Genomic DNA, 25,219 nt, shown 5'->3' with positions numbered 1-25,219 from the left:
TCCGAGTCAGCATCGGCGTCCGCGTCCGCATCCGAGTCAGCATCGGCGTCCGCGTCCGCATCCGAGTCAGCATCGGCGTCCGTATCGTCAGGTTCATACGGAATTGAAATCTGATCGATGATGTTACCTTCTGAATCCGTGATGATGATATCAACCGTACCGGGCGGCTGCACGCTCGGCGATTCAATTACAAATTTGCCGTTTTCATCCGCTGTCCCGGTCGAGATTGTACCGTCGGGCCACTGAATTTCTATCGTAGCGCCAGGCTTGGTGGTACCAGAGACCTCCGGGCGACCGTCACCATCGACATCCGTGATCTCGATGTCACTATCCGCATCAGAGTCAGCGTCGGCATCCGCATCGGCGTCGGCATCCGCATCCGCATCGGCGTCTGCATCCGCATCGGCGTCGGCATCCGCATCCGCATCGGCGTCTGCATCCGCATCAGCGTCAGCGTCCGCATCCGCATCGGCGTCCGCGTCAGCATCCGCATCGGCGTCAGCATCCGCATCCGCATCGGCGTCAGCATCCGCATCCGCATCGGCGTCAGCATCCGCATCCGCATCCGCATCGGCGTCAGCATCCGCATCCGCATCCGCATCCGCGTCAGCATCCGCATCCGCATCCGAGTCGGCGTCAGCATCGGCGTCCGCGTCAGCATCGGCGTCCGCGTCAGCATCGGCGTCCGCGTCAGAGTCAGCGTCCGCGTCGGTTTCGTCCGGGTTAAATGGAATGGTGATCTGATCGATCACATTGCCGTCCTTGTCCGTGATAGTAATGTCGATCGGACCTTCGGGCTGGACGGTCGGCGCCTCGATCGTGAAATTGCCGTCCTTGTCGGCCGTCCCAGTCGAAGTCGAGCCATCGGGCCACTTAATTTCTATCGTAGCGCCAGGCTGGGTGGTACCGGAGACTTGCGGACGACCATCACCATCGGGATCGGTGATCTCGATATCGCTATCCGCGTCGGAGTCAGCATCCGCGTCAGCGTCAGCATCAGCATCGGCATCAGCATCAGCATCAGAATCCGCGTCAGCATCAGAATCCGCATCTGCATCCGTATCGTCGGAGCCGCTGGAGGACGCGGTAGCCGCGAGCAGCGCGCCGGCGCCACCCAGAAGCACCAGCGGCAGAACACCGCCGCCGGCAGCGCCGCCGGCCTCACACGCGGCACCCGTGATCGTCGGCGTCAGCACGCCTTCATTGGTGTCTGCGAACCAGATCTCCGCGTAGCAGTCGCCGCCCTCAGCGTTCGGATCCTCGGAGGCGATCCACAGGACGGGCGAGCCGTCCGCATCCACGCGGAAGAAATCGACAAGGCGGACCAGCTCGCCGTTGCTCAATCGAATAAACAAATCGGCGCCCTGGCGCTCATAGGCCACCACCGCGCTCACCGGCACATCCAACGCCACACGCGAGACCGACCCGACGTCGAGCGCCGGGGCCATCCCGCTCAGCAGGCGTGCGACGGGCTCGGTGGACCCGGAGCGAACAATCTCTGCACGAACTTCCATGACGGACCTTTTCCAATCTAGTTTCCAATATTCAGCCCGACGAGAAAGCGTATACGCCCCTGCATCGGACCTGCCGGACACCCCTCCACACAGAAACTCCCCGCATGGAAAGCACCCGGCAGTCTTGCGGCATACACAACGCTAAACGGCTTATTGGCAACATTAGAATTGCTGTATACGTACTCTTTTTCGAAGAAGGCAGGAGGGTGTGTCTCTCATGTCACGCCCCGCGCTGGCAGGTTCGGAGCAAGATTCGAGGTGCGTACGCGCAACGCCATATAATAAATGCGTTTTTCGGACGGCATCACCAAGATGCGGTCGGGATGCCATAGGTTCCGCTGAAAGCTCCTATATCGGGGCGGATGGCCGAACCGACCCGGAACGCATCGATCGACGCCCTGTGGAACAGGGGTAAACACACGGTGATTCGCCATTGCACGGATCGTGGGAGAGAACGCACCCGGCCCGTTTCTCGCCGCGCCGCTTACCTTGCGCATTAGCGCTCTCCTGCGCTGAATGGGCAATGCGTCACGCAAGCCCGGGCTCGCCAGCGACGGAAGGCCGCGCCGGGAAGGCAGGTTTACCCGAAACCGCCCTTTGGGCGCGAAGGGAAAAGCGGCTGCAGCGCAGGAACCACAGTGTTCACCCGCCGCGCTGCGCGAAAGGACAATATGTAACCATCGTGCGCAAACGGTGCCCGGTGGCATATTGATTATTCCTGTATAACCCCTATCTGGTATAAGGATCATTCGGCCAACCGGGCTATACATGCGCCTACCCCGCCACGGATCGCGCGCCCTTGCCACCAGATGAGGAGTGCATACATGGATATCGAGCGTCTGTCTCTCGGCACGATTAGATGCATCGGCGAGGTTCTTACCACCAAGAGCGTCACCGTTGCTGCCGAAAGGCTCGGCATTTCGCAGTCCGCGGTATCCCAGCAGATCGCTCGCTTCGAGAAGCTCACAGGCATTCCCGTCGTGGCGCGCAACGGCGCCCGCTTGGCCATCCGCTCGAACGAGGCCGCGCGCGCCATCTCGGCCATGATGGAACCGATCGACGCGATGCGCTGCATCGCGCTCGGAAAGGATATCGGCAAGCTGCGCCTCGGCATCTCGGAATATGTCGCGGCGCGCTATTGCAGCAATATCGAGCTGTTCATCGAGCTTGAGAAAGAGTTCGACGTGCTCATCGGCCGCACTTTGAACCTTTCAGAGATGTACAACAATGGCGAGTTGGACGCCGTCCTGCGCCCGCTGTTCCATCACGAAAGCGAGATGGACCTGATGACGGATGTGCCCCTGGTCTGGGTGGCATCCGAGGCGCTCGCCGAGGAGATCGCCGACAAGATCCATCTGAACCCGATTCCGGTGATCCTCGAAGCTGCCCTGTCGCCCTATTCATACTATGCCGAGCGCGCGTTGAGAGAGGCGCAGATCCGCTACAAGGTGGCAAGCCGTGTCGACGACAGCCTCGTTCGCATCCATCTGGTTTCCGCCGGCGTCGGCTGCATCGCCATTCCGAAGTTTGCGCTCAGCACGCTCCCCTCGGGAGAGAAGATCCGAGTCGTTCCCAGAATACCGGATACGAGCCACATCAGGTTCGGCCTGTTCTTCAACAAGAAGCTCGTGCCCTACAAGAAGGCCTGCCAGATCTTCGAGGCCATTTCAGGCGAGATCGCCTGAGGGGCCCACCCTCAGGAAGGGGCAGAGGCCAGGCAAGCTCTTCTCGCGGGCGCGAGGCCGCGCCTGCCATGGCGGCTCGCACATCCCCACCCGGGCAATCAGCCGGTGCGACGGAGACCATGACTTCCGTCGGTGAATATCGTAAACAGATATCTATCAGTCGATATATGAAAGATATTGCGACACAGACGCGGGTTATTCTGAACATGGAGCTCTCGGGCGGTGCGCGCCGGCATCCGCCGGGGCAGCCGAACAATGCCCTGCCGATGCAGGAGGCGGAAGGCCAGTCCGCCCGAAACGCTCGCCACGCCCGCGGCCCTGCCGCGGCCCGCACCGCAACCGAGGCGACATCGGCGCGTGAAATGACCGACACGTTCAACGCCAAGCCGAGATACAGATTGCAGGATGCCGTGCTCGATGCGCTGGTGGAAACGGTGTTCAGCCCGTTCCTCCTTGCCGTCATCGCGGCCTTCGTTCTTCTGGCGTTGCGCGATATGGCAAGCTTCACCGGTCTGTTCATCGCGGCATTGATGAGCATAAGCGCGGTCGGCGCCTGCCGCCTGCACAAGAACAGGCGGGACCGCCGCAAGCGCGGCATGGACGTCACCCCCGCCCTGCCGGTCTATTGCCTGGTGGTCGTCCCGCCGGTGGTGACGGCCCTTCTCGTCATGCTCTTCCTTGCAGGGCGGATCGCGATGTAGGCCGGTCTGCGAGCAGGTCGCCACGGGCGGTCATCCCACACCCTCCATGCATCGACCATGGATGGTGGGCACAAGGTCGAGAGCACCCAGGAAGTCGCGCGATTGCAGGCGCCTCTCGAATTCGAAGAGCAGTGCAGCGCGCATCGCGCTTTCGGTCGACACGCCGCGCAGATCCTCGCGCGCGGCGGCGGCCTTTTTCAGAATGTCGCCCAATTCGCCGACGGAATGCCGCTTGAAGGGCCAGGCAGCCCCCACCGGCTCCCAGCGCCAGCGGGTCCAGTTGTAGATGACCGGCGCGGTGCCGGCCGCATCGGTCGCCATCATCCGCCGGTCCAGACTGGCAAGAACAAGCTGCCGCGGCATGGCATCGAGCGCCTCGAGAATATCCGGCCATCGGCCCTGCAATGCGTCGCACAGGGCGCCCGTCTCGCCCGATGTGGAAAAGGCCTGCAGGAAGCTCCAGTCGACATCCTGCAGCCGCTGGGAAAGCGAGGGATGGCTGCGATCGTAACGTTGCACCAGCTCCGGCGGCAGCGCACATTCGAGCAGCCGCCCGCGCAGCACCTGCAGCCAGGAGGCACGCTCGGCAGCCCACATCCAGCGCATCTTTCTGTGCCATGGAAAGGCCAGGCAGATATGCTCCTCCACCCTGTGTTCACCGAGCAGGACAGGCGCCGGCCAGGAAGGCGTGGCCGCGCGCAGCGCTTCGGCTTCATGCTGCGCCACGGTTTCGCTGGAGCGATGGTAGAGCTTCAGCAGATAGGCCCTTTCGCCCTGCGCCATCGCAGCCGTCAGATAGATGATCTTCCCGCCCTCTGCCGGCCGGCATGCAATCTCCAGCGGGCCGGGCCTGCTCCCCTCGTAACCGCTCAGAAGATCGCGAACCCATGTCTGGCTGGCTGCAGGCTCCAGCAGCGCCTGAAAACCGCCGTCACGCTGTGGCTTGGGGACCCAGGGGGCATGGGCGAGAAAAATCGCCTCCATCCGGCTGCGGTCGCGGTTGAGCGCCAGAAGGCTATGAAGGATCTGCGCCGACATCACGAGTGCCTGCCTGGCCAGAACCAGCGCGATGAAGGCCGTGGCCAGCCCCGGCAGGGTGCCGCGCCAGTAATCGGCCACCACCCAGGCCACCAAGTAAAGAAAACCGCCGCCCCACCAGGCCTTGCTCACAAGGTCCTGTGGCGGGCGGTGCTTGCGCCACAGTGGCAGCGCGCTGCAGTAGCGCACGGCCGCGAGGCCAAAGGCGAGGTAGAGGAGAAGCGCCAGAAGAAGAAGCGGATAGGCAAGCGCAAGCCACAACGCGATGAGCAGGCAGCAGGCGCCCGCGCCGAGTGTGCGCAGAAGACGCTGATAAAGCCTCGCTGCCTGCTCGCGATGGCCGGTGAAGAGGCCGGTCTTTCCGTTCTTCTCCAACACCGCCTCAGCACCCCTTCGGGCGGCATAGCCGATGCCCGCCTCGCACGCGATGTGCAGGAGAAAGGCCGCAAGGGTGGCCAGGCTCAAGATCAGGACGAGCTCGCGCGTCTCGTAGGCCGAAAGAAAGCGCGGCAGCGTGGTGGGAAAGGCATTGGCGCTGACGACGACGAGCAGCTTCCACGGCAGCAGCAGAGCGGCAAGCAACGCCACCTGCGACATCACGCTGAAAAGGACGGAGGCAAGCCCCTGGCCGGGCGTGGCGGCAAGCGCGGAGCGGCAGATTCCCGCCAGCCATCGCAGGCTCTCCCACAGGGAGGCCGCGTCCGTTCCGTCGAGTCGCCCCGCCATGCTCACAGCTCGCCGCGGGCGCAGCGCGCCGCCACGGTCAGGCCGATCGTATCGCCCAGATTGTGAAACTTCGGCGGGCGCGCCGGATAGGTCGCCATCCGCACCTTGTGCCCGGCGCGCCGCACGGCGCGCGCGAACTTGATCTGCAGGGAAAAGGGCGTCACCTTGTCGTTGAGGTTTCCGATCAGGATCATCGTGCGCTCCGGATCGTGCGCAATGCCATCCACATGTTCCAGCGGGTCATAGGGCTCGGGCAGACCGGTCAGGTCGAAGCCCGGACGCGGCTCCATGCCGTTCTGTTCGCGCACCATGCGTGCCCGCTCAAGAAGCGAGAAGGCCCCGGAAGTCATCACCGCACAGGCCACATCCGTGCGCCCCAGCGTCAGGAGTGCGGCCACCGCCGTCGCCCCGCCGCTGTGGCCCAGCAGGACCAGCCGGCCGATCCCGTGGCGCGCGCGCAATAGGTCCAGCGCAGCGTCGAGCGCCAGAAACTCGCTTTCCTGCCGGCGGTGCCCGTGATCGCCGCTGGAGCCGTAGGTTCCGGGTCTCGAAACAAGCAGAACAGGCAACCCGGCGCGCCGCGCGGCCTCGTCCGCGAGCGCCTGCTGCTCCTGTGCCGTATTGGCGGTAATCTCCTCCGGCGGCAGGTTCATCAGGAAATCCCGGTCACCGCGCAGCATGACGATGGCCAATGGGGCACCTTCGACATCTCCGCCGATGAAATAGCGGATGCACTCCTCTCCCTGAGGATAGTCGGCCCACACCGCCCCATCGGAAACGGGGCAGCGCTGACGGTCGGCCTGCCAGTTCCACGGCAGCGGCTCCGCGAAGGTGCCGGCGGCAGCAGCCATCGCAACCGTTGCAGCGAGCAGGGCAAGGCAAGTCAGTGTGCGGAGCATGGTGTCCTTCGCTGCCGAAGCCACGGTACCTCTAGCTCTCGTTTTCCAGGTAGTTCAGATAGGCGACGTAGCCAGAGAGATAATGCTCCACATCGTCGATGCGGACACGGAACGCATGATGGCGGATGAAGAAGCTGCCCACGATGCGTTCCGGCCTGGCGAAGAACATGGCGAATTCCGGCCAGAAATGCCCGTTGAGGAGATAGTGCGCCCGCGTATGCAGCGCCCTGTAGAACTTCTCGATGTCGACGCGGTCGAGCACGTGCCGCATGTCCTCCTGCTGCTGCAGGCGGGAGACCATCTTCTGGGCCGCCATCATCAATTCGAGAAGCGTCGGAAAGGTGGTGATGCGCTCGATCACGAAATCGAGATGGCCGATGAAGTTCTGGATGCCGAAACGGTAATATTTCTCAAGCGGCCGATAGCGGGTGAGCTCGTTGACGCAGTAGCTCAGCCAGTGGTCATGGGCTCTCCAGTGCTGGGCCTTGATGAAGTGCTCGAATGCCCTTTCGACGGCCTGAAGCCACCGCGGGTCGCGCGTCAGCCCGTAGAGCCGCATCAGGCCGAACGCCGCCTCGCCCTCGTAATAGATGACGCGAAACGCCTCCTTGAGCGCAAGCGAAGGATAGACGAGCACGTGGGAGAACTTGCCGGTCTCCGGATCCTGCATGTGAACGATCCCGAGGGCAAGCTGCTCCAGAAGCGCCAGATAGCGTTCGGTTCCCGTCACCTCGGAATATTTGACGAGCGCGAGCAGGCAGACGGCATTGCCCCCCAGCTTGATCTCTCCACGCTCGTCGACCAGGAAGGCCATCTTGCCGTCCTTCGTCTCCACCGACTTGATGAGAACGTCGGTCAGATAGCCGAGCGCCCGGTCGATCGCTTCCTTGAGGACCGGGTCACGCGTCACCTCCCAGGCTTCGACCATCGCATAGAGCGAGCTGGCGTGACGCAGGGCATTGTAGGCGTTGATCTGCCGGTCGAAACAGGGGTGCCAGCCGTAGATGAAGCGTCCCTCCGGCCCCACCTGCGTGGCAAGATAGGAGCTGCCGCTTTGCACGAGCGCGCGCACATGGTCCGGCGTCAGGCGCTCGATGACGCGCCGGCCGGCATACAGATCCGTACCGCTCAGCGAAAACACCTCCGGCGAGCCGATGGCGGCAAAGGCGCCCAGCGTGGTAAAGACCTGCACCTGACCCTCGTCCGGGAAGTCGAGATCCTTCAGCCCGTGGCGAATGGCGGCATAACGCTGGAAGTTGGCCGTGTTCAACACCGCGCCGAAGATCGCCGCACCGCCATAGAGCATCGCATTGGCGTTCAGCTCCATCTCGAGGAACGCATGCTTGAAGCCGCGGTCGAGCGAGATGCCGCGTCGGAAGTAGTTGCGCTTGGTCACCTCCAGAAGCGCGCGCAGCGCGCTCCATGTCATCTCCTCAACCTCGGTGACCCAGTCCACGCGCAGCCATCGGCCGTTCAGCTTCTTGGCGGCGGCAAGGCGCTGCACGCGCTGCGAGCCCTTTCTCCAGGCCGTTGCAAAATCCGGCCCCGTGACGGTGACGACCTCGGCCCGCTGCTTGCCGTCGGTGAACGAGAAGAAGAGCACAAAGGTGGGCCATGGAGAAGGAAGCGGCGTCGCTTGCTTCTCGACATGTGCGCGCATGCGCATGAGCAGAATGGGAAGGCTGGCGGGTTTCAACGGCGCGCACCCGGCGTTTCGCAGCGGTCAACCAGCCCGCAGCGGCAGAAACTGTGCGTGAAGCCCCCGCCGGCGGCGGAGCCTGCCCGATATGACGTCATCTGTCTTCCCGCAGGTTCGAGGTCTGCCGCTTGCGGCATCGGGCGCGGATGATCATCGCCGCCGGCCTAATGCGCAACATAAGCCCGGCGGATGCCGGGGCGTTGCCCGGTCTATTCGGCCGCCTGCGGGAAGGGCAGAAGATGCTGCGTCTCTCCTTTCTCCTCTTGCCCCGGGGCGGGGCGGCGCACCCGGTAGAAGGCGGCGTAGAGCGCCGGCACGAAAAGGATGGTGAGCACCGTGGCAACCGTGAGGCCGCCCATGATGGCAAAGGCCATCGGCCCCCAGAACACGTTCTGCGACAATGGCACCATAGCGAGGATCGCCGCAAGCGCGGTGAGCACGACGGGACGCGTGCGCCGCACGGTGGCCTCGATGATCGCTTCCCATTCCGGCCGGCCCTCGTCGAGATCGGCCTTGATCTGGTCGACGAGAATGACCGTGTTGCGCATGATCATGCCGGCCAGCGCGATGAGCCCCAGAAGCGCCACGAAGCCGAAGGGCTGGTTGAAAAGCAGAAGACCGAACGTGGCGCCGATGATTCCGAGCGGGGCGGTGGCGAAAACCAGCGCCAGCCGCGAGAAGCTTTGAAGCTGCACCATAAGGATCGTCAGCATGGCAAGCACCATCAGCGGAAAGATCTCGAAGAGTGCGGCATTCGCCTTGGCGCTTTCCTCGATCGACCCGCCCATCTCGATGCGGTAGCCGACGGGCAGCTGCTCGATCAGGGGCTGCAGGTTGGGCCAGATCTCGGCGGAGACATCGGGCGGCTGCACGCCCGCCGGCACGTCGGCGCGCACGGTGATCAGCATGTCGCGGTTGAGCCGCCACAGGATCGGCTCCTCGTGCTCGTAGACGATGCGCGCCACCTGCGACAGCGGCACGGGCGCGCCGTCCCGCGTGGCAATGGTCAGGTCGCCGAGATGGGCGAGATCCAGCCGCTCTTCCTCCACGGCGCGCACGACCACGTCCACCACCTCGATGCCGTCGCGCACCGCCGTGACGGAAACCCCTGAAAGGAGCGTCTGCAGGGTGCGGCCGATATCGCGCGTGCTGAGCCCCAGCGCGCGGATGCGGTCCTGGTCCACTTCCAGGCGGATCGACTTGGCCTGTTCGTTCCAGTCGAGATTGACGCCGAGCGCCTTTGGATTCTCCGCCATGATATCGCGCACCTGGTAGGCGATTCGCCGCACCTCCAAAGGATCGGGACCGATGACGCGAAACTGGACGGGAAAGCCGACCGGCGGGCCGAAGACGAGCTCGGTGACGCGCACGCGCGCCTGCGGCAGCCCACCATTGTGCACATAGTCCTGCAGCCTCGCCTTCACCCGGTCGCGCGCCGCCGCATCCTCGGTGTACATGACGATGATGGCGTAGTTGGGCTTGGGCAGTTCCGGATTCGAGGCGAGAAACCAGCGCGGCGCCCCGCCGCCGGTATAGGTGGCGTAGGTGAGCACCTCCTCATCGGCCGCCACCACCGCTTCGAGCTCCCGCGCCGCAGCCTCCGTAGCCTTGAACGGCGCGCCTTCCGGCAGGCGGATCTCGGCCATCAGCTCCGGCCGCGGCGAGGTGGGAAAGAACTGTTGCTGGACGAAGCCGAAGGCCCAGACCGAAACCGCAAAGAGGCCAATGACGGCGGCAATGACGAACCAGCGCCATGAGACGCACCAGTCCACCACCGCGCGCAGCACGTGGTAGAGGCGGGTATCGTAGATGTCGTGGTGGTTCTCGCCGCCGGCAACCTGTCCCTTGCGGAAGTCCGGCAAAAGCTTCACGCCCAGATAGGGCGTGAAGATGACGGCCACGAACCAGGAAGCAATCAGCGCGATGGTGACGACCCAGAAGATGCCGCCGGCATACTCGCCCGCCGTCGACTGGGCAAAGCCGACGGGCAGAAAGCCCGCCGCCGTGACCAGGGTGCCGGTGAGCATGGGAAAGGCCGTCGAGGTCCAGGCGAAGGTTGCCGCCTTGAGCCGGTCGAAGCCCTGTTCCATCTTCACCACCATCATCTCCACCGCGATGATGGCGTCGTCCACCAGAAGGCCAAGGGCGATGATGAGGGCGCCGAGCGTGATGCGCTCCAGGCTCATGCCCAGCATGTCGAGCACGATCATGACGATGGCGAGCACCAGCGGCACGGCGAGCGCCACGACGATGCCGGTGCGCCAGCCGAGCGAAAGAAAGCTGACGGCAAGTACGACGGCAAGCGCCTCCATGAACACCTTGACGAACTCGCCGACCGATTCCTTCACCACCTCCGGCTGATCGGCGACGAGCTCCACCTCCATGCCCACCGGCAGGTCGGTGCGGACGGCCTGCATCGCCGTCTCCAGGTTCCGGCCAAGCGTGAGAATGTTGCCGCCCTCCGCCATGACGACGCCTATGGCGATGGCGGGATGCCCCTCATGACGCACCGTGTAGGAAGGTGGATCCTCGTAGCCGCGGCGCACGGTCGCGACGTCGCCCAGCCGGAACACGGCACCATTGGCCACGATCGGCACCGCCTCCACGGATTCCACCCCGTCGAACGCGCCCTCCACGCGCAGGAACACCCGGTCGGAGGCCGTTTCGATCTCACCGGCCGGCGTTACTGCGTTCTGCGCGGCGATGGCGTTGAAGATCGCTTGCGGGTCGAGCCCCAGCGTCGCGAGCTTGGCGTGGGAAAACTCCACGAAAATGCGCTCTTCCTGCTCGCCGTAGAAGCGCACCTTTTCCACATCGGGCACGCGCAACAGGCGCTGGCGCATCGCCTCCGCCGCGTCCTTCAGGTCGCGCATGGAAGCCCCCTCGCCCCACAGCATGTAGAGCGCGCTGTCGACGTCTCCGAATTCGTCGTTGAAGAACGGGCCTACCAGATCGGCCGGCAGCGCACTGCGGATGTCGCCGACGCGCTTTCTGACCTGATACCAGATGTCCGCGACCTCGCCCGGCGGCGTGGTATCCTGAAGCTGCACCTGCATGAAGGTGGAGCCGGGCTTGGAATAGGTGGTCACCTTGTCGAAGAAAGGGATTTCCTGCAGCGTCTTTTCGATGGGGTCGGCCACCTGGCGCTGCATCTCGTCGGCCGTCGCGCCCGGCCAGAAGGCGGAGACCACCATCACCTTGATGGTGAAGCTGGGGTCTTCGGCCCGGCCCAGGCGGCTGTAGGAATACACCCCGCCGGCAGCCAGCGCGATGATGAGGAACAGCACCAGCGTCTGGTGGGTCACCGCCCACCGGGAAAGATTGAAACCCTGCATCGCCCTTCTCCGGTCCGGGGTCTAACGGGTGCTGGCGGTCCGGGTGCGGGCCACCCGCACCTGAGCGCCGTCTTCGAGCTTCTGCACGCCGAGCGTTACGATCTCCTCGCCCTCCTTGAGGCCCGCACTCACGATCGCCTCCTCGGAACGGTAGGCTTCGACGACGACCGGCCGGCGTTCGAGCGTGCTGGAGGCGGGATCGACCACGAAGACGACCGGCCCGCGGCCGTCGTCGAGAAGGGCCGTCATGGGAATGCGTGCCACGGGGTCGGGCGCGCCCTTGGTCAGCGACAGCGTGGCCGTCATGCCCAGCCGAACCGTCTCGTCGGCCTGCGGAATGGAAAAGCGCACACGATAGGTGCGGCTTGCGGGATCGGCTTCCGGCGCCACCTGGCGCAACTGCGCGGCAAACCGGGCACCGTTTGCCCAGAGCTCCACCTGCGCCCGCGCCCCTTCGAGATCGGCCAGCCGGCCCTCCGGTAGCGCCACCTCGATTTCCTTCTCGTCGAGCCGGGCAAGGTTCACCACGGTCTGGCCCGCTGCCACCACCTGGCCGGCCTCCGCCATCACCGCGCTGACGGCACCGTCGGCGGAAGCTCTCAGCACCGCATAGTCCATCCGGTTGGCGGCAAGAGCGACAGCCCGCTCGGCCTGTTCGAGGCGCGAACGCGCCTCCTCGAAGGCGAGCCGGCGCGCATCGCGCGTCGCCTCGGTGACGTGGCCACGCTCGAAAAGCTGGCGGGCGCGCGCCAGATCCGCCTCTGCGGTGGCCAGATTGGCGCGTGCTGCGGCCATTTCCGCCTGCCTCTGGCGAAGCTGCAGTTCGAGATCGGCGGTATCGAGACGCGCCAGAACCTGGCCCTCGCTGACACGGTCGCCCACGTCGACGAGGCGGGCCGCCAGCTTGCCGTCCACCCGGAAAGCCTCCGCAACCTCGATGCGCGGCACGATCGTGCCGGTGTAGGTGCGGGTCTGCGCCAGCGGCGCAAGCTCCACCGTGGCCACACGCACCACGGGATCGGGCTGCTCCACGACCTGCCCGTCGCTGCACGCGGCGAGTGCTCCCGCGGCTGCCAGAACCGCAATCCACCTACCCGCCTTCGTCTTCATGTTTCGCCTCGCCTCTTGAATGATTACAATTAACGTTTGACGTTATTCATCACAATTTTGGCGTAGAAAAGCTCGGGCGGCGCTTGCCTCTCCTACTCCGCCGCGCCCAGAGCCTTCAGGATGAAGCGGATCTGCACCCGCAGGTTTGCCTCGGTGTCCTCGCCCTGCTCGATGCACTGCTGGATGAGCAGCGGATGGAAAAAAGGCAGGAAGGACAGCTTCACGGCGCGCGCCGTCTCCACCGGATCATCGACCGAGAACTCTCCGGCCTCGACGCCTTCGCGGATGACCCCTTCGATGATCGTGACTAGCTGCTCGACATGCGCCTTGATCACCGGCCAGTTCTCTTCCATGGCCGCGACGACCATGTCGTGGGTCCTCTTTTCCTTGATCAGCGTCGCCTTGTTGTGGCGGTGAACCGCCATCAGGAGCCGGTCGAGCTTCTCGGAGGCCGGCGCCCTGGTGCGCGCCACGGAGAAGGCAAGATCCACGATTTCCCGCGTCACACGCCCGCAGATCGACTCGTTGATCGCGCTCTTGGAGGGAAAGAAGCGGTAGATGTTGGCCGGGCTCATGCCGAGCTCGGCCGCAATGTCCGCGACGGAAGTCTTCTGATAGCCGACGCGGCGAAAATACTCCTCCGCCACTTCGAGAATACGCGCACGCATCTCGTCGGGGTCGGTTCGCACTCGCTGGGGTCGGTTCATTGCATTCTCCAACTGACGATTTTTATTATTCGTCACTATTCACACTGTCAACCCTGTACGCGTTCTTGGTACAGAGAACGGGCGCGAATCCCATCGCCGTGGGCCGCTGCATTGTATTGGAAGCGTGGTGGCAGGTCACGTCTTGCACGGTGGAAGGTGTTTGGCGGAGAGGGACGTCTTGCCGCAGGCGCGGGAACGCCCTTCACATGGGAGAACCCCAGCGCTTGTCGGCGTAGAGCGCCACCATCCATCCGGTCTCCTCGGCGATGGCGTCGACATCTTCCGCATCCCCTTCCGTCGCCATCTCGTTGGCGGCAAGCGCTGCCTCGACCATCAGGGAGGCAGCGATGTCGAGCTCCTTGTCCGTCGCCTCCCGGCCCTGCACGCGCAGCCCGTCGCGAACGATGGCGACAAGCCGCTCGCGGAAGGTTTTGCGAATGTCGTGCAGCAACGGCACCGCGCGCATGGCGCGCATGATCCAGACGCCGCCCGGCTGGCTGCGCGTCACCCTGTCGAGTTCGCGCATGATGTCGGCCACCTCGCTGACCGACTCCTTCAGGGGCGTTCCGGCCCGCTTGCGCCAGCGTTTCTCCACCGCCTCGAGCTGCGCGCGCGACAACCGCCGGGCAAGCTCCGCAAGGATGGCATACTTGTTGGGAAACCAGCGATAGAGCGCAGGCGGTGTCAGCCCCGCGCGTTCGCAGATCATGTTGGTGGAAAGCCTCTCCACCCCCACCTCTCCGAGAAGCAGACCCGTCACCTGAAGAATCGTCTCGAAAGTGCTTCTTGCGCGCTCCTGTGACGGCAGCAGCTTGGTCTCAAGCTGCGCAGCCGCACTCTTCGCCGCCCGGCGGCTTGCGCGCTCCCGTGGCGTCATCAACGTTCCTGTCCCCATTTCACACCGCGCCCAGGCGCAATGCGCTAGCCCCCAACAAATGGATGTCATTTTTAAGGCCCGGAGGCAAGGTCGGGGTTAGGAATTGTTAGAGTTTTGCCGGTAATCCGGGTGCCATGCTGCGCTCCCTGCCCATCCTTCTGCTGCTTTTGGCATTTGCGGGCTGTGCCACCACGCCCCACAACATCAACAATGTTTGCGCTGTCTTCGACCAGAAGGACGGCTGGTTTGGCGGCTGGTACGACGACGCCAAGCGCGCCGAGCGCCGCTATGGCGTGCCGGTGCCCGTGCTGATGGCCACGATCCGCACCGAATCCGGCTTCCAGGCCAATGCCCGCCCGCCGCGCAGGAAGCTGCTTGGCTTCATCCCATGGAAGCGTCCGTCCAGCGCCTACGGCTATCCCCAGGCGCTCGATGGCACGTGGAACGAATATCGCAGCCAGACGGGACGGTGGGGCGCGCGGCGCAGCAACTTCGCCGATGCGGTGGACTTCGTCGGCTGGTACCACCGCGAGAGCAATCGCCGAAACGGCATTGCGCTCGACGATGCCTACAATCTCTATCTCGCCTATTATGTCGGCCATGGCGGCTATGCGCGCGGAAGCTGGCGCAACAACGCACATGCCAGGAATGCCGCCGCCAGGGCCGCCACGCTGGCGCGCGACTATGAGCGGCAGATGCGCCGTTGCGGGCGGTAGGAGGCGGGCAGGCCGTCCGCAGCACAACTGCGACTTTCGGAAAAGTGAACGACAAGACCGCCCTCTCATAGTACTATGAAAACCCGTGGCAGGGGTTGCGGTTTCGCGCGACCGGCCATTCGACCGGCGACGCATGCCGCAGCCATCCCGGCCCCTTTTCGAGGGAGGAAGGAAATGGCAGGTTTTCATGTCGTTGCAGGCGCCCAGAAAACGCTCGCCCACCCCAAGGTGCGCAGCATCGGCTTTGCGGATGTGGTCGATGCGCTCCGCCGCGGCGTGGATGATTTCTGGGAGAAGCCCTCTCACTACGTCTTTCTGTGCCTGATTTATCCCATCGTGGGCGTCATCCTGCTCACCTGGGCTTCCAGCGGCCAGGCCTTGCAGCTCATCTTTCCGCTGATTTCCGGCTTTGCGCTTCTGGGGCCGCTTGCTGCGGTGGGACTCTACGAGATCAGCCGCCGTCGCGAGCTCGGCCTCGACACCTCCTGGCGCCATGCCTTCGAGGTGCTGCGATCGCCCGCCATCCCCTCGATCGTCGCCGTGGGCGCCATGCTGATGATCATCTTCCTTGTCTGGCTGTTCACCGCGCAGGCGCTCTACACATGGGTCTATGGCGACAGGGTGCCGGAGTCCTTCCTCGGTTTCGTCGCCGAGGTGCTGACCACCAGCGAGGGGTGGACGCTTCTGATCGTGGGTAATCTCGTCGGCTTCGTCTTCGCGCTCATCGTGCTCAGCACCACCGCCGTGGCCTTCCCATTGCTGCTCGACCGCGACGTCGGCGCCTATGCGGCCATCGAAACCTCGGCGCGCGTCATGCTTGCCAACCCGCTGCCGATGCTCTTCTGGGGCTTCATCGTCGCGGCTCTCCTGGTGATCGGCTCGCTGCCCATCTTCGTCGGGCTGGCGGTGGTCATCCCTGTGCTCGGCCATGCCACCTGGCATCTCTACCGCAAGACGGTGGTCTCCGCCGCGCCGAAGAAGCGGGAGGCGCAGAAGGCGTGAGCCCTTGCGGCGGGCGCGATGCCGATGCGCTCGCGCCCTATCCGCCGCCGGAGAAGAACGTCATGCGCGAGAGCGCCGTGTAGTCGGATTCGATCGCCATGATGGCAACGAAGACCAGGATAACCACCGGCGGTGCGAGAATGGCATAGGTGAGCGCCGGGCGCTCCCACACCATGTGCATGAAAACGGCCATGATGAGTCCCGCCTTCAGCAGCATGAAGACGAGAATGAGCCCCCAGCGCAGATAGCCCTCGAAGCCGACATAGTCGACGAGGTAGGAGCAGGCGCTGAGCACGAACAGCCAGAACCATACGACGAGATAGACCCGGATCGGGTGCTGCTGGCCTTCGGCGTGCGAAGTCGTGCGCGCGGCGGTCTCATGAGAAGGGGTCGAAGAGGCAGGCATGGCCATCCCTCACCACAGATAGAAGAAGGCGAAGATGAAGACCCAGACCAGATCGACGAAATGCCAGTAGAGGCCCATGATCTCCACATGTTCGTAGTCGCCGGGCCGGCTGGTGAAGAAACCCTTCGTGCCGCGATCATATTCGCCGCGCCAGACCTTGGCGGCCACGATGAGCAGGAAGATCACGCCGAAGGTCACGTGGGTGCCGTGGAAACCGGTGATCATGAAGAAGGCGGCACCGAATTGCGGCGCTCCCCAGGGATTGCCCCACGGACGCACGCCCTCCGAAATGAGCTTCGTCCATTCGAAGGCCTGCATGCCCACGAAGGTGGCGCCCAACACGGCAGTAAGCAGCAGGAACAGCACGGTCAGGCCGCGGCTGCGACGATAGGCGAAGTTCACGGCGATCGCCATGGTGCCGCTCGACGAGATCAGCACGAAGGTCATGATGGCGATGAGGATGAGGGGGATATCCGCCCCGCCGATGTGCAGGGCAAAGACGCTGCTGGGATCCGGCCACGCCAGGGTGGTGGACATGCGCACCGTCATGTAGGCGAGCAGGAAGCAGGAAAAGACGAAGGTATCGGACAGCAGGAAGATCCACATCATGGCCTTCCCCCAGGATGCGCTCTTGAAGGCGCGCTGATCCGACGCCCAGTCGGCCGCCAGCCCGCGCAGGCCGGAAGGGCGAGCGGGTTTCGCTCCGAAGCCGTTCAACGTGGTCTCACCCATCGAAAGCCCTCCCCTATGCAAGGATCTGCCGGCAAAGGGCGATCAAATCGCCCGCCCAGCCGGCCAGAAGAACGAGAATGCCGAGCCACACGAAAAGCAGGAAATGCCAGTAGGCTGCGCACAGCTCGACGCCGAGACGCAGCCGTTCGGCCGGCACCTCACGCGTCCATGCCCGTCCCATGCTGCGCGCCAGCGCCACCAGCCCGCCCAAAATGTGCAGCCCGTGCACCCCGGTGAGCAGATAGAAGAAACCGTTGGCTGGATTGACGTCGAGGTAGTGGCCAGCCGCGGCAAGGCTGTGCCAGGCGAAAAGCTGGCCGGCGAGGAAGACAAGGCTCGCCAGCCCCGCGGCGGCAAGCCCCAGGCGCACCAGCGCCCGCTGCCCGTCGCGCGCTGCACGCACCGCGCAGGACAGCGCGACGCTGGCCATAACGAGGACGCCCGTGTTGAGCCACAGAAGGCGGGGCATGGGCGGCGCCTGCCAGTCGGCATAGTTCATGCGCATGAAGTAGGCGCTTGCGAAAAGGGCAAACAGGCTGCCCACCACCGCCAGGAAGACGGCCAGCGCGATCTTGGCCGTCGGCATGCCGGAGACATCGGTTTCCGGCAGCGCGGTGTGCACGCCCCGCTCCAGCCATGGCTTCTCCATCACCTTCTGATGGTAGAGCCACCAGAAGGAAAAGCCGATCACCACGGCAAGGAAGACGAGGACGGCGCTCATGGCCGCCTCGCCGGCCTGTCGGGCCAGGGATCGTTCTGGGCGATGAAGTCCTGCGGTGCGCCGGGCACCGAATAGTCATAGGCCCAGCGATAGACGAGGGGCCGCTCCTCCCCCCAGTTGCCATGCGGCGGCGGGGTGGTGGGCGTCTGCCATTCGAGCGTCGTGGCGCGCCACGGGTTGGAACCGGCCTCGCGGCCATGGCGCAGGCTCCACAAAAGGTTGAACAGGAAAACCATCTGCGCAAAGCCGACGACGAACGCCGCCACCGAGATAAAGGCGTTGAGGCCGCCCACCGGCGCCGTCATGAAGGCCTCGGCGCCGATCTCGGGATAGCGCCGCGGCACGCCGACCAGCCCCACATAATGCATGGGGAAGAAGATGGCATAGGCTCCGATGAAGGTGACCCAGAAATGGAACTGGCCCATCCGCTCGTCGAGCATGCGGCCGGTGATCTTCGGATACCAGTGATAGATGGCGCCGAAGATGACGAGGATGGGCGCCACCCCCATGACCATGTGGAAATGGGCGACCACGAACATGGTATCCGACAGGGGCACGTCCACCACCACATTGCCGAGGAAGAGGCCGGTGAGCCCGCCATTGACGAAGGTCACGATGAAGGCGAGCGCAAACAGCATCGGCAGCGTGAGATGGATGTCGCCGCGCCACAGGGTCAGCACCCAGTTGTAGACCTTGATGGCCGTCGGCACGGCAATGATGAGCGTGGTGGTGGCGAAGAAGAAGCCGAACCAGGGGTGCATGCCCGACACATACATGTGGTGCGCCCACACGACGAAGGACAGCGCACCGATGATGACGATGGCCCACACCATCATGCGGTAGCCGAAGATGTTCTTGCGCGCATGTGTCGAGATGAGGTCGGAGACGATGCCGAAGGCCGGCAGCGCCACGATGTAGACCTCCGGATGCCCGAAGAACCAGAACAGGTGCTGGAAGAGGATTGGACTGCCGCCGCCATAGCGCAGAAGCTCGCCCATCTCGACCAGCGCCGGCATGAAGAAGGATGTGCCGAGCAGCCGGTCGAACAGCATCATCACGCAGGCCACGAACAGCGCCGGAAAGGCGAACAGCGCCATCACCGTGGCGGTAAAGATGCCCCAGACGGTGAGCGGCATGCGCATCAGCGTCATGCCGCGCGTGCGGCCCTGGATGACCGTGATCACGTAGTTGAGCCCGCCCATGGTGAAGCCGATGATGAAGAGGATCAGCGACACCAGCATCAGGATGATGCCCCAGTCGTTGCCGCCCGGCGTACCGGAGAGAATGGCCTGCGGGGGATAGAGCGTCCAGCCGGCGCCTGTCGGCCCGCCGGGTGCGAAGAAGCTCGCCGCCAGCACGACGACGGCGAGAAGATAGACCCAGTAGCTGAGCATGTTGACGTAGGGGAACACCATGTCCCGCGCCCCCACCATGAGGGGGATGAGATAATTGCCGAAGCCGCCGAGAAAGATGGCCGTGAGAAGGTAGATCACCATGATCATGCCGTGCATGGTGATGAACTGGTAGTAGGCTTCGGGCGTGATGAAGTCGAAGGTGCCGGGAAACCCCAGCTGCAGGCGCATCAGCCAGGAAAGCACCAGCGCCACCAGGCCGATGGCGATTGCCGTGCCGGCATACTGGATGGCGATGACCTTGGCATCCTGCGAGAAGACATAGGTCGTCCACCAGCTGCGCGGATGGTAGAGTTCGACCTCCGGAACTTCCGCCGGCGGCACGTCCCGGTGCGAACGAGGTGTGGCATCGACCATCGCTTCACCTCCTCACGCGCTTGCACATGGTCCATGACAAGCGCCTTTCAACCCATCCCTCTCCCGGCTCACGGGCCCGCCGCGCCGAGCCGCGTTGGCGCTAAGAGCTGCGCGAAGGTGGACTGGCCGGCCAGCCAGCCCTCGAAATCCTCCTGCGTATCCACCACCACCGTGCCGCGCATATAGCCGTGGCCGGTGCCGCAAAGCTCTGCACACAGCACCTCGAAGGTGCCGGTCCTGGTGGGTGTGAACCAGAAATAGGTGACCATGCCCGGCACCATGTCCATCTTGGCGCGGAACTCGGGCACGTAGAAATCGTGCAGCACGTCGATCGAGCGCAGCAGCATCTTCACCGGCCTATCGACGGGCAGATGCAGATCCGCCGCCTCGATGATGATGTCGTCCTGGCCGGCGGGATCCTCCGGATCCAGCCCCAGCGGATTCTCGAAGGTGACGAGGCGGTTGTCGGCGCGGCCGAACCGGCCATCCTCGCCGGGCAGGCGGTAGCTCCACTGCCATTGCTGGCCCACCACCTCCACTTCGCTGGCATCTTCGGGCACGGTGATGAACTGCGCCCAGACATAAAGGCCCGGCGCCAGCATGGCGGCCACGCCCACTGCCGTCACCACGGTAAGCCACCACTCCAGCCGCTTGTTCTCCGGCTGGTAGGCTGCCTTCGCCCCCTTCCTGTGGCGGAAGCGGAAAACGCAGAAGGCCATGAACAGCACCACCGCGGTAAAGACCGCGCCGGTGATCCAGAAGGTGATGACGAGGGTGTGGTCGATATAGTTCCAGTTGGAGGCGATGGGCGTCCACCACCATGGGCTCAGGATATGAAACAATATCGAGCCCAGAACGACCAGAACGAGTATCAGCGCGACGGCCATCCGTCGTTCCTCCCGGCTCCCCGGAGCGCCTCCCCTCTCCTGGAAACCGGCTCCATCATGCCTGAAATGCCTCCAAATATCCAGTGTGCTCGGCTCACGGCCGCCGGCGGCGGCCTGCCGCCGCCCTTCTGCGCGCTGGCGCGGGCCACCGTTCTCCGCTACCTTATGGTTGCGGCTCGGACCGCCCGGAGGTCGTGCGATGGACCCGAAGACGTCGCTGGTGATAGCAATAGCCCTGGCCGTTCTGCTGTTGGTGGGCTTCGGCCTGATCCCCCTGTGAGCCCCGGTAGAGGGCCGAGGGGGCGCCGGACGGGAACGCCGTCTGCAACGATGGCCTTGCGAGGGAGGAGAGTTGACATGACGAGGAGACTGCGAACCGTCTGCCTGGCGCTTGCCGCGGCGCTGCTCGCCCCGCTGCCGGCGCTTGCCGAGGGCGACGCGGTGGCGGGAAAGCGGGTGTTCAACAAGTGCCGCGCCTGCCACGAGGCGGAGACGGACAGGAACAAGGTCGGCCCTTCCCTGCTCGGCGTCTTCGGCCGTACCGCGGGAACGCTGGCATCCTTCGGCGCGCGCTACTCGCCCGCCATGAAGGAGGCAGGAGAGGGCGGCCTCGTCTGGAACGAGGAAAACCTCGAAGCCTATCTGCGCGACCCGAAGAGCTTCATCCCCGGCAACCGGATGGCCTTTGCCGGGCTGAAGGACGACCAGGAGATCGCCGATGTGATCGCCTATCTCAAGGCGGATCCGAAGCCTTAGGCAGAACAGCCCGATCGTTGCTGCCCTGAGCCTATAAAAGCCCGCGGTCAGCGAGGTTGCGCATCAGCGCGGCGGTGCCGAAGGTCCATTCCGGGCATTCGGTGGCGAGCCTCACGGTGTTGACCAGCCGGCCCAGGCGCGGCTCGCGGATGACGACCGTGTCGCCCGTCTTGTGGGTAAAGCCCTGCCCCGGCGCCTCGCGGTCCTCCACCGGCGCAAACAGCGTGCCCAGAAACAGCATGAAGCCATCCGGATACTGGTGGTGGCGGCCGATCGTCTGGGAGACGAGGTCGAGAGGGTCGCGGCTGATCTCGCGCATGGAGCTTGTCCCTTCGAGCAGGAAGCCGTCCTCGCCCCTGACGGTCAGCTCGAGCTCCGCGCCGCGCACCGCGTCCATGGCGTAGCCTGCATCGAAGAGGCGTATGAAGGGGCCGATGGCGCAGGAGGCGTTGTTGTCCTTCGCCTTGCCGAGGAGCAGGGCCGAACGGCCCTCCACATCGCGCAGATTCACATCGTTGCCGAGGGCGGCGCCCTTGACGCGGCCGCGGCTGTCGACGGCCAGTACCACCTCCGGCTCCGGGTTGTTCCAGCGCGAGATGGGATGAAGCCCCACCGCAGCGCCCCAGCCCACCGCCGCCATGGGTTGGGCCTTGGTAAAGACCTCGGCATCCGGGCCGATGCCGACTTCCAGATATTGCGACCACATGCCCTCCTCGATGAGTGCACGCTTGACGCGCTCGGCCTCCGGCGAGCCCGGCACGAGGCTGGTAAGGCTTTCGCCAATGATGGCACGCGCCCGCTCGCGCACGGCCGCGGCCCGTGCGGGATCGCCGACAGCCTTTTCCTCGATCACCCGCTCGATCATCGAGCGGGCGAAGGTGACGCCGCAGGCCTTGACCGCCTGCAGATCGCACGGCGACAGGAAATGCAACCGCTCAAGCGTGGCCCGCCCGTCCGCGGAATTTTCCTCGACCTCTTCCAGGGCCGCCAGGTTTTCGCCCTTCATCCCCCGCACGAGGGCGGCCGGATCGTCCTCTTCCAGAAGATCGCGCATGGTGGGGGCGGCGCGCGAGGTAATGTCGAACAGCCGCCCCTCGCGCAGCACCACCAGCGCAGGCCCCTGCACGTCCGGTCTCCAGACCCGGCCGACGAAGCAGCCAGCCTCCATCTCCTGTTCCTCGATGATCATCCTCTCCTCCCGCGATCGCCATCGTGCCGCAACGCAGCCTCCGTGTGCTTTAGGACGCGGGCGTGGCGCTGTAAATTGCCGGATCGGGCATCTTGCTTCCCGCGCGCAGTGCGGCTGCCGGTCGAACGCCCGGGAAGGTGGGGGGTTTCAATGAAATGTCATCTCCGGTCAGACCGCTGACACATGGCGCGGCCACCCTTGTGCGCACATGACGCGGCAAGCCGGGGAGCGAAGGGTGTCAGCCAAAGCGAAGACGGGAACCGGCATCTCGGCGCACAAACGCGCCGATGACCTGAGCGATTTTGCCGAGGAGCTCGATGCGATCGAGGCGCTGGGCGTGGAAGCGGCGGAGTTGCCGCTCTACGACATGGATGTCGTGATTGGCGGGCGAATCCGCACCGCCCAGCTTGCCACGCTCAAGCGGGCCTGTGGCGGGCGCCGTCTCGCCTATTCCGTCCATGGGCCGCTTTCCATCAATTTCATGGATGAAAGCTGGCGGCTGCCGCGCCATCTGGAAGTGCTGGAGGCATCCGTGGAGGCGACCGCAGAGTTGGGGGCGGAGCACTATGTGCTGCATTCCGGCCTCCTGCCCGTGCAGCAGGCGGCCGGCATCGAGGCGGCCTATGGGCGGCAGCGCGAATGGCTGGCGCGCGCCGGCGACATCGCGGCCAGACACGGCGTTCTCCTGTGCGTGGAAACGCTGTTCGGCGGCTATGAGGGAAGGATTCACGCCTCCTCCCCCGCCCGGCTGGCCGCGGAGCTGGCGGCCATCGACCACCCCAACGTGCTGGCCACGCTCGACTTCAGCCACGCCTATCTGAAGCTCGACTGCGACGGCCGCCGCGGCGACTTCCTGGGCGAGGTCAAGGCCCTGGCACCCTGGGCACGGCATCTGCACATCCACGACAGCTTCGGCCGCCAGGACGACATCTGGATGTTCAGCGAGGGCGAGCGGCTTGCCTATGGCCATGGCGACCTGCACCTGCCGGTGGGCTGGGGCGACATCCCCTGGGAGGCGATCATCGCCGAATGCCGGTTTCCGCAGGGCGTTCTCTTCAACATCGAGCTGAAGAAGCGCTACTGGTATGCCGCGCAGGAAACCGTCGAGGCCACCAGGGCGCTGGCTGCCAGGGCGCAAACCTTCGAGCGCTCCCGCGCCGCCTGACGGCGCCGGCAACGGGCCAGTACCGATTTTTCCGCGTGTCTTCCTCGGCCGGATGGATTACCAAGGGCCGGGCGGCGCCAGACGGCCGCCGACCATGGAAACCGACACGAGGACAGCAGCATGATCGCCTGGTCGATCTTCATTCCCGCCTGTTTCGCGCTCAACTGCGCGCCGGGGCCGAACAACATGCTGGCCTTCGCCAATGGCGCAAGGCTGGGCTTTGTCCGCGCCATGCTGGGCGGGCTCGGCCGCATGCCGGCCTTTGCCCTTCTCATCCTCGTTACGATTGTCGGCCTCGGCGCGGTGCTCGCCGCCTCGGCCACGGCCTTCACCATCGTCAAGCTCGCCGGCGCTGTCTATCTCGTCTATGTGGGCATCCAGTTCTGGCGCAAGGCAAGGGCGCTGGCAGCCGCGCAATCTCAGGATTCGGCCGTGGCGCTGCTGATGCGGCGCGACTTTCTCATTGCCATCAGCAATCCCAAGGCGATAGCCGTCTTCACCGCCTTCTTTCCGCAGTTCATCACCGCGGCGCAGCCGGCCTGGAGCCAGCTTGCCGCCATGGGCGCGGTCTTTCTTGTCCTGGAGGTTGTGGCCGTGCTGCTCTACGTCGTGGCCGGCATGGCGCTCGGCAAGGTGCTGAGATCGGGAAGCGTCTTCGTGCACCTGAACCGGCTTGTGGGCGGTGTTCTGGTGGCCTCCGGCCTGTCGATGGCCCTGTCGCGCCAGTAGGCGGCCTGTAAAAAAAGGCGCAAACAGACTACGGATTGACGCTTTGCCGCACTTGGCTTCGCATCTGCAACATGTTCTATTTGCGGTGCAACATCCGGCGCCATCCTCCCAGGCGGCCGGACCGACACCACAGCCAAACCCGAGCCGCCCCGGCCTTCCGGGGGCGGCATCTTGTTGTTGAAGGATTGACCATGAAGTTTAGAAAAGTCCCCGACGTGACCTTCCGCACCCGCGTGCGCGACGAAAGCATCGAGGGCCCGAATCCCTATCGCTGGGAAAACAAGACCACGGCCGATTACTTCGCCGGAAAGCGGGTTGTGCTCTTCTCGCTACCGGGTGCCTTCACCCCCACCTGCTCCACCTATCAGCTTCCCGATTTCGAGAAGCTCTACGACGAGTTCAAGGCGGAGGGCATCGACGAGATCTATTGCATTTCGGTCAACGATGCGTTCGTCATGAACGCCTGGGGCAAGGCGCAGGGAATCAAGAACATCAAGCTCATCCCCGATGGCTCGGGAGAGTTCACCCGCAAGATGGGCATGCTGGTGGCCAAGGACAATCTGGGCTTCGGCATGCGCTCCTGGCGCTATGCGGCAATCGTCAATGACGGCGTCGTCGAGGAATGGTTCGAGGAGGAAGGCTTCTCCGACAATTGCGAGACCGATCCCTATGGCGTCTCCTCGCCGCAGAACATTCTGGAGCACCTGCGTACCGCCCGCAAGCAGGCGGCCTGAGCCGGTCCACCGGCAGGACACCACGAGCCCCGGCGCAAGGCCGGGGCTCAGACCGCTGACAAACCCCGTCATTTTCGGCGGGGTTTTGTTTTATGGGTTTGTTGGGGTTTGGGATTTCGTTG

22 protein-coding genes are annotated in these 25,219 nt (G+C 64.6%); 8 read left to right on the top strand and 14 right to left on the bottom strand.

Annotation, left to right across the window (positions count from 1 at the left end):
* On the bottom strand, positions 1 to 1,514 hold a 1,514-nt coding region (locus tag NYR58_RS18475), incomplete at its 3' end, for an Ig-like domain-containing protein (RefSeq protein WP_261522635.1).
* Between the two features lie 824 nt (positions 1,515 to 2,338).
* Here NYR58_RS18475 and NYR58_RS18470 point away from each other — a divergent pair.
* Complete coding sequence (locus tag NYR58_RS18470) at positions 2,339 to 3,199, top strand: LysR family transcriptional regulator (protein ID WP_261522634.1); 861 nt, start codon at positions 2,339 to 2,341, stop codon at positions 3,197 to 3,199.
* 68 nt (positions 3,200 to 3,267) lie between these two features.
* On the top strand, positions 3,268 to 3,900 hold the full coding sequence (locus NYR58_RS18465) for a hypothetical protein (protein WP_261522633.1): 633 nt from the start codon (positions 3,268 to 3,270) through the stop codon (positions 3,898 to 3,900).
* Between the two features lie 30 nt (positions 3,901 to 3,930).
* On the opposite strand, the gene NYR58_RS18460 is transcribed toward NYR58_RS18465, so the two are convergent.
* From NYR58_RS18460 to NYR58_RS18430, 7 genes are all read right to left on the bottom strand, one after another.
* Entirely contained in the window at positions 3,931 to 5,664 is a 1,734-nt protein-coding gene (locus tag NYR58_RS18460) for a hypothetical protein (RefSeq protein ID WP_261522632.1), read from the bottom strand.
* 2 nt (positions 5,665 to 5,666) lie between these two features.
* Positions 5,667 to 6,563 (bottom strand): alpha/beta hydrolase, encoded by an 897-nt coding sequence (locus NYR58_RS18455; protein ID WP_261522631.1) that lies wholly within the window; start codon positions 6,561 to 6,563, stop codon positions 5,667 to 5,669.
* Between the two features lie 31 nt (positions 6,564 to 6,594).
* A complete protein-coding gene (locus tag NYR58_RS18450; protein ID WP_261522630.1) occupies positions 6,595 to 8,259 on the bottom strand; it encodes a hypothetical protein in 1,665 nt (554 codons plus the stop codon).
* 212 nt (positions 8,260 to 8,471) lie between these two features.
* On the bottom strand, positions 8,472 to 11,597 hold the full coding sequence (locus NYR58_RS18445) for an efflux RND transporter permease subunit (RefSeq protein ID WP_261522629.1): 3,126 nt from the start codon (positions 11,595 to 11,597) through the stop codon (positions 8,472 to 8,474).
* Positions 11,598 to 11,618: 21 nt separating this feature from the next.
* The gene (locus NYR58_RS18440; RefSeq protein WP_261522628.1) at positions 11,619 to 12,707 is read right to left on the bottom strand and encodes an efflux RND transporter periplasmic adaptor subunit; all 1,089 of its coding nucleotides are present in this window, start codon (positions 12,705 to 12,707) and stop codon (positions 11,619 to 11,621) included.
* A 92-nt stretch (positions 12,708 to 12,799) separates the two neighbouring features.
* Positions 12,800 to 13,414 (bottom strand): TetR/AcrR family transcriptional regulator, encoded by a 615-nt coding sequence (locus tag NYR58_RS18435; protein WP_261522627.1) that lies wholly within the window; start codon positions 13,412 to 13,414, stop codon positions 12,800 to 12,802.
* A gap of 202 nt (positions 13,415 to 13,616) precedes the next feature.
* Positions 13,617 to 14,291 carry a TetR/AcrR family transcriptional regulator gene (locus tag NYR58_RS18430; RefSeq protein ID WP_261522626.1) on the bottom strand — a complete coding sequence of 225 codons (675 nt, stop codon included), beginning with the start codon at positions 14,289 to 14,291 and terminating at the stop codon, positions 13,617 to 13,619.
* 134 nt (positions 14,292 to 14,425) lie between these two features.
* Here NYR58_RS18430 and NYR58_RS18425 point away from each other — a divergent pair, with 134 nt between their 5' ends.
* Both NYR58_RS18425 and NYR58_RS18420 read left to right on the top strand, forming a co-directional pair.
* Entirely contained in the window at positions 14,426 to 15,007 is a 582-nt protein-coding gene (locus tag NYR58_RS18425; protein WP_261522625.1) for a transglycosylase SLT domain-containing protein, read from the top strand.
* 174 nt (positions 15,008 to 15,181) lie between these two features.
* On the top strand, positions 15,182 to 16,009 hold the full coding sequence (locus NYR58_RS18420) for a DUF2189 domain-containing protein (RefSeq protein WP_261522624.1): 828 nt from the start codon (positions 15,182 to 15,184) through the stop codon (positions 16,007 to 16,009).
* Between the two features lie 37 nt (positions 16,010 to 16,046).
* On the opposite strand, the gene NYR58_RS18415 is transcribed toward NYR58_RS18420, so the two are convergent.
* The 5 genes from NYR58_RS18415 to coxB all read right to left on the bottom strand — a co-directional run bounded on the left by NYR58_RS18415 (position 16,047) and on the right by coxB (position 20,524).
* Positions 16,047 to 16,415, bottom strand: coding sequence for a cytochrome C oxidase subunit IV family protein (locus NYR58_RS18415; RefSeq protein ID WP_261522623.1), 369 nt, complete (start codon positions 16,413 to 16,415; stop codon positions 16,047 to 16,049).
* A gap of 9 nt (positions 16,416 to 16,424) precedes the next feature.
* Positions 16,425 to 17,147, bottom strand: a complete 723-nt coding sequence (locus NYR58_RS18410) for a heme-copper oxidase subunit III family protein (RefSeq protein ID WP_261522622.1) — start codon at positions 17,145 to 17,147, stop codon at positions 16,425 to 16,427.
* 13 nt (positions 17,148 to 17,160) lie between these two features.
* Entirely contained in the window at positions 17,161 to 17,868 is a 708-nt protein-coding gene (locus NYR58_RS18405; protein ID WP_261522621.1) for a cytochrome c oxidase subunit 3, read from the bottom strand.
* A complete protein-coding gene (gene ctaD, locus NYR58_RS18400; protein WP_261522620.1) occupies positions 17,865 to 19,637 on the bottom strand; it encodes a cytochrome c oxidase subunit I in 1,773 nt (590 codons plus the stop codon). The genes NYR58_RS18405 and ctaD overlap by 4 nt, the downstream gene beginning before the upstream one ends.
* A gap of 68 nt (positions 19,638 to 19,705) precedes the next feature.
* Positions 19,706 to 20,524 (bottom strand): cytochrome c oxidase subunit II, encoded by an 819-nt coding sequence (gene coxB, locus NYR58_RS18395; RefSeq protein ID WP_261522619.1) that lies wholly within the window; start codon positions 20,522 to 20,524, stop codon positions 19,706 to 19,708.
* Between the two features lie 357 nt (positions 20,525 to 20,881).
* On the opposite strand from coxB, the gene NYR58_RS18390 reads away from it, so the two are divergent.
* Complete coding sequence (locus NYR58_RS18390) at positions 20,882 to 21,280, top strand: c-type cytochrome (RefSeq protein WP_261522618.1); 399 nt, start codon at positions 20,882 to 20,884, stop codon at positions 21,278 to 21,280.
* A gap of 31 nt (positions 21,281 to 21,311) precedes the next feature.
* Here NYR58_RS18390 and NYR58_RS18385 read toward each other — a convergent pair whose 3' ends face one another.
* Positions 21,312 to 22,469 (bottom strand): fumarylacetoacetate hydrolase family protein, encoded by a 1,158-nt coding sequence (locus tag NYR58_RS18385; protein ID WP_261522617.1) that lies wholly within the window; start codon positions 22,467 to 22,469, stop codon positions 21,312 to 21,314.
* A 235-nt stretch (positions 22,470 to 22,704) separates the two neighbouring features.
* Here NYR58_RS18385 and NYR58_RS18380 point away from each other — a divergent pair, with 235 nt between their 5' ends.
* The 3 genes from NYR58_RS18380 to NYR58_RS18370 all read left to right on the top strand — a co-directional run bounded on the left by NYR58_RS18380 (position 22,705) and on the right by NYR58_RS18370 (position 25,097).
* Positions 22,705 to 23,634, top strand: a complete 930-nt coding sequence (locus NYR58_RS18380) for a sugar phosphate isomerase/epimerase family protein (RefSeq protein WP_261522616.1) — start codon at positions 22,705 to 22,707, stop codon at positions 23,632 to 23,634.
* A gap of 120 nt (positions 23,635 to 23,754) precedes the next feature.
* Positions 23,755 to 24,363 carry a LysE family translocator gene (locus tag NYR58_RS18375; protein WP_261522615.1) on the top strand — a complete coding sequence of 203 codons (609 nt, stop codon included), beginning with the start codon at positions 23,755 to 23,757 and terminating at the stop codon, positions 24,361 to 24,363.
* Positions 24,364 to 24,554: 191 nt separating this feature from the next.
* A complete protein-coding gene (locus NYR58_RS18370) occupies positions 24,555 to 25,097 on the top strand; it encodes a peroxiredoxin (protein WP_261522614.1) in 543 nt (180 codons plus the stop codon).
* Positions 25,098 to 25,219: the final 122 nt, after the last annotated feature.

Origin of the sequence: Chelativorans intermedius, from assembly GCF_025398255.1 — a bacterium.
GTDB classification, from domain to species: domain Bacteria; phylum Pseudomonadota; class Alphaproteobacteria; order Rhizobiales; family Rhizobiaceae; genus Chelativorans; species Chelativorans intermedius.
The sequence above is the reverse complement of the archived record's forward strand: the minus strand, read 5'-3'. Positions and strand labels throughout refer to the sequence as shown.

Coding starts and splice junctions, on each gene's coding strand:
- NYR58_RS18470 (WP_261522634.1), top strand. CDS start 2,339: ATGGATATCGAGCGTCTGTCTCTCGGCACGATTAGATGCATCGGCGAG.
- NYR58_RS18465 (WP_261522633.1), top strand. CDS start 3,268: ATGGCGGCTCGCACATCCCCACCCGGGCAATCAGCCGGTGCGACGGAG.
- NYR58_RS18460 (WP_261522632.1), bottom strand. CDS start 5,664: ATGGCGGGGCGACTCGACGGAACGGACGCGGCCTCCCTGTGGGAGAGC.
- NYR58_RS18455 (WP_261522631.1), bottom strand. CDS start 6,563: ATGCTCCGCACACTGACTTGCCTTGCCCTGCTCGCTGCAACGGTTGCG.
- NYR58_RS18445 (WP_261522629.1), bottom strand. CDS start 11,597: ATGCAGGGTTTCAATCTTTCCCGGTGGGCGGTGACCCACCAGACGCTG.
- NYR58_RS18440 (WP_261522628.1), bottom strand. CDS start 12,707: ATGAAGACGAAGGCGGGTAGGTGGATTGCGGTTCTGGCAGCCGCGGGA.
- NYR58_RS18435 (WP_261522627.1), bottom strand. CDS start 13,414: ATGAACCGACCCCAGCGAGTGCGAACCGACCCCGACGAGATGCGTGCG.
- NYR58_RS18430 (WP_261522626.1), bottom strand. CDS start 14,291: ATGACGCCACGGGAGCGCGCAAGCCGCCGGGCGGCGAAGAGTGCGGCT.
- NYR58_RS18425 (WP_261522625.1), top strand. CDS start 14,426: ATGCTGCGCTCCCTGCCCATCCTTCTGCTGCTTTTGGCATTTGCGGGC.
- NYR58_RS18420 (WP_261522624.1), top strand. CDS start 15,182: ATGGCAGGTTTTCATGTCGTTGCAGGCGCCCAGAAAACGCTCGCCCAC.
- NYR58_RS18415 (WP_261522623.1), bottom strand. CDS start 16,415: ATGCCTGCCTCTTCGACCCCTTCTCATGAGACCGCCGCGCGCACGACT.
- NYR58_RS18410 (WP_261522622.1), bottom strand. CDS start 17,147: ATGGGTGAGACCACGTTGAACGGCTTCGGAGCGAAACCCGCTCGCCCT.
- NYR58_RS18405 (WP_261522621.1), bottom strand. CDS start 17,868: ATGAGCGCCGTCCTCGTCTTCCTTGCCGTGGTGATCGGCTTTTCCTTC.
- ctaD (WP_261522620.1), bottom strand. CDS start 19,637: ATGGTCGATGCCACACCTCGTTCGCACCGGGACGTGCCGCCGGCGGAA.
- coxB (WP_261522619.1), bottom strand. CDS start 20,524: ATGGCCGTCGCGCTGATACTCGTTCTGGTCGTTCTGGGCTCGATATTG.
- NYR58_RS18390 (WP_261522618.1), top strand. CDS start 20,882: ATGACGAGGAGACTGCGAACCGTCTGCCTGGCGCTTGCCGCGGCGCTG.
- NYR58_RS18385 (WP_261522617.1), bottom strand. CDS start 22,469: ATGATCATCGAGGAACAGGAGATGGAGGCTGGCTGCTTCGTCGGCCGG.
- NYR58_RS18375 (WP_261522615.1), top strand. CDS start 23,755: ATGATCGCCTGGTCGATCTTCATTCCCGCCTGTTTCGCGCTCAACTGC.
- NYR58_RS18370 (WP_261522614.1), top strand. CDS start 24,555: ATGAAGTTTAGAAAAGTCCCCGACGTGACCTTCCGCACCCGCGTGCGC.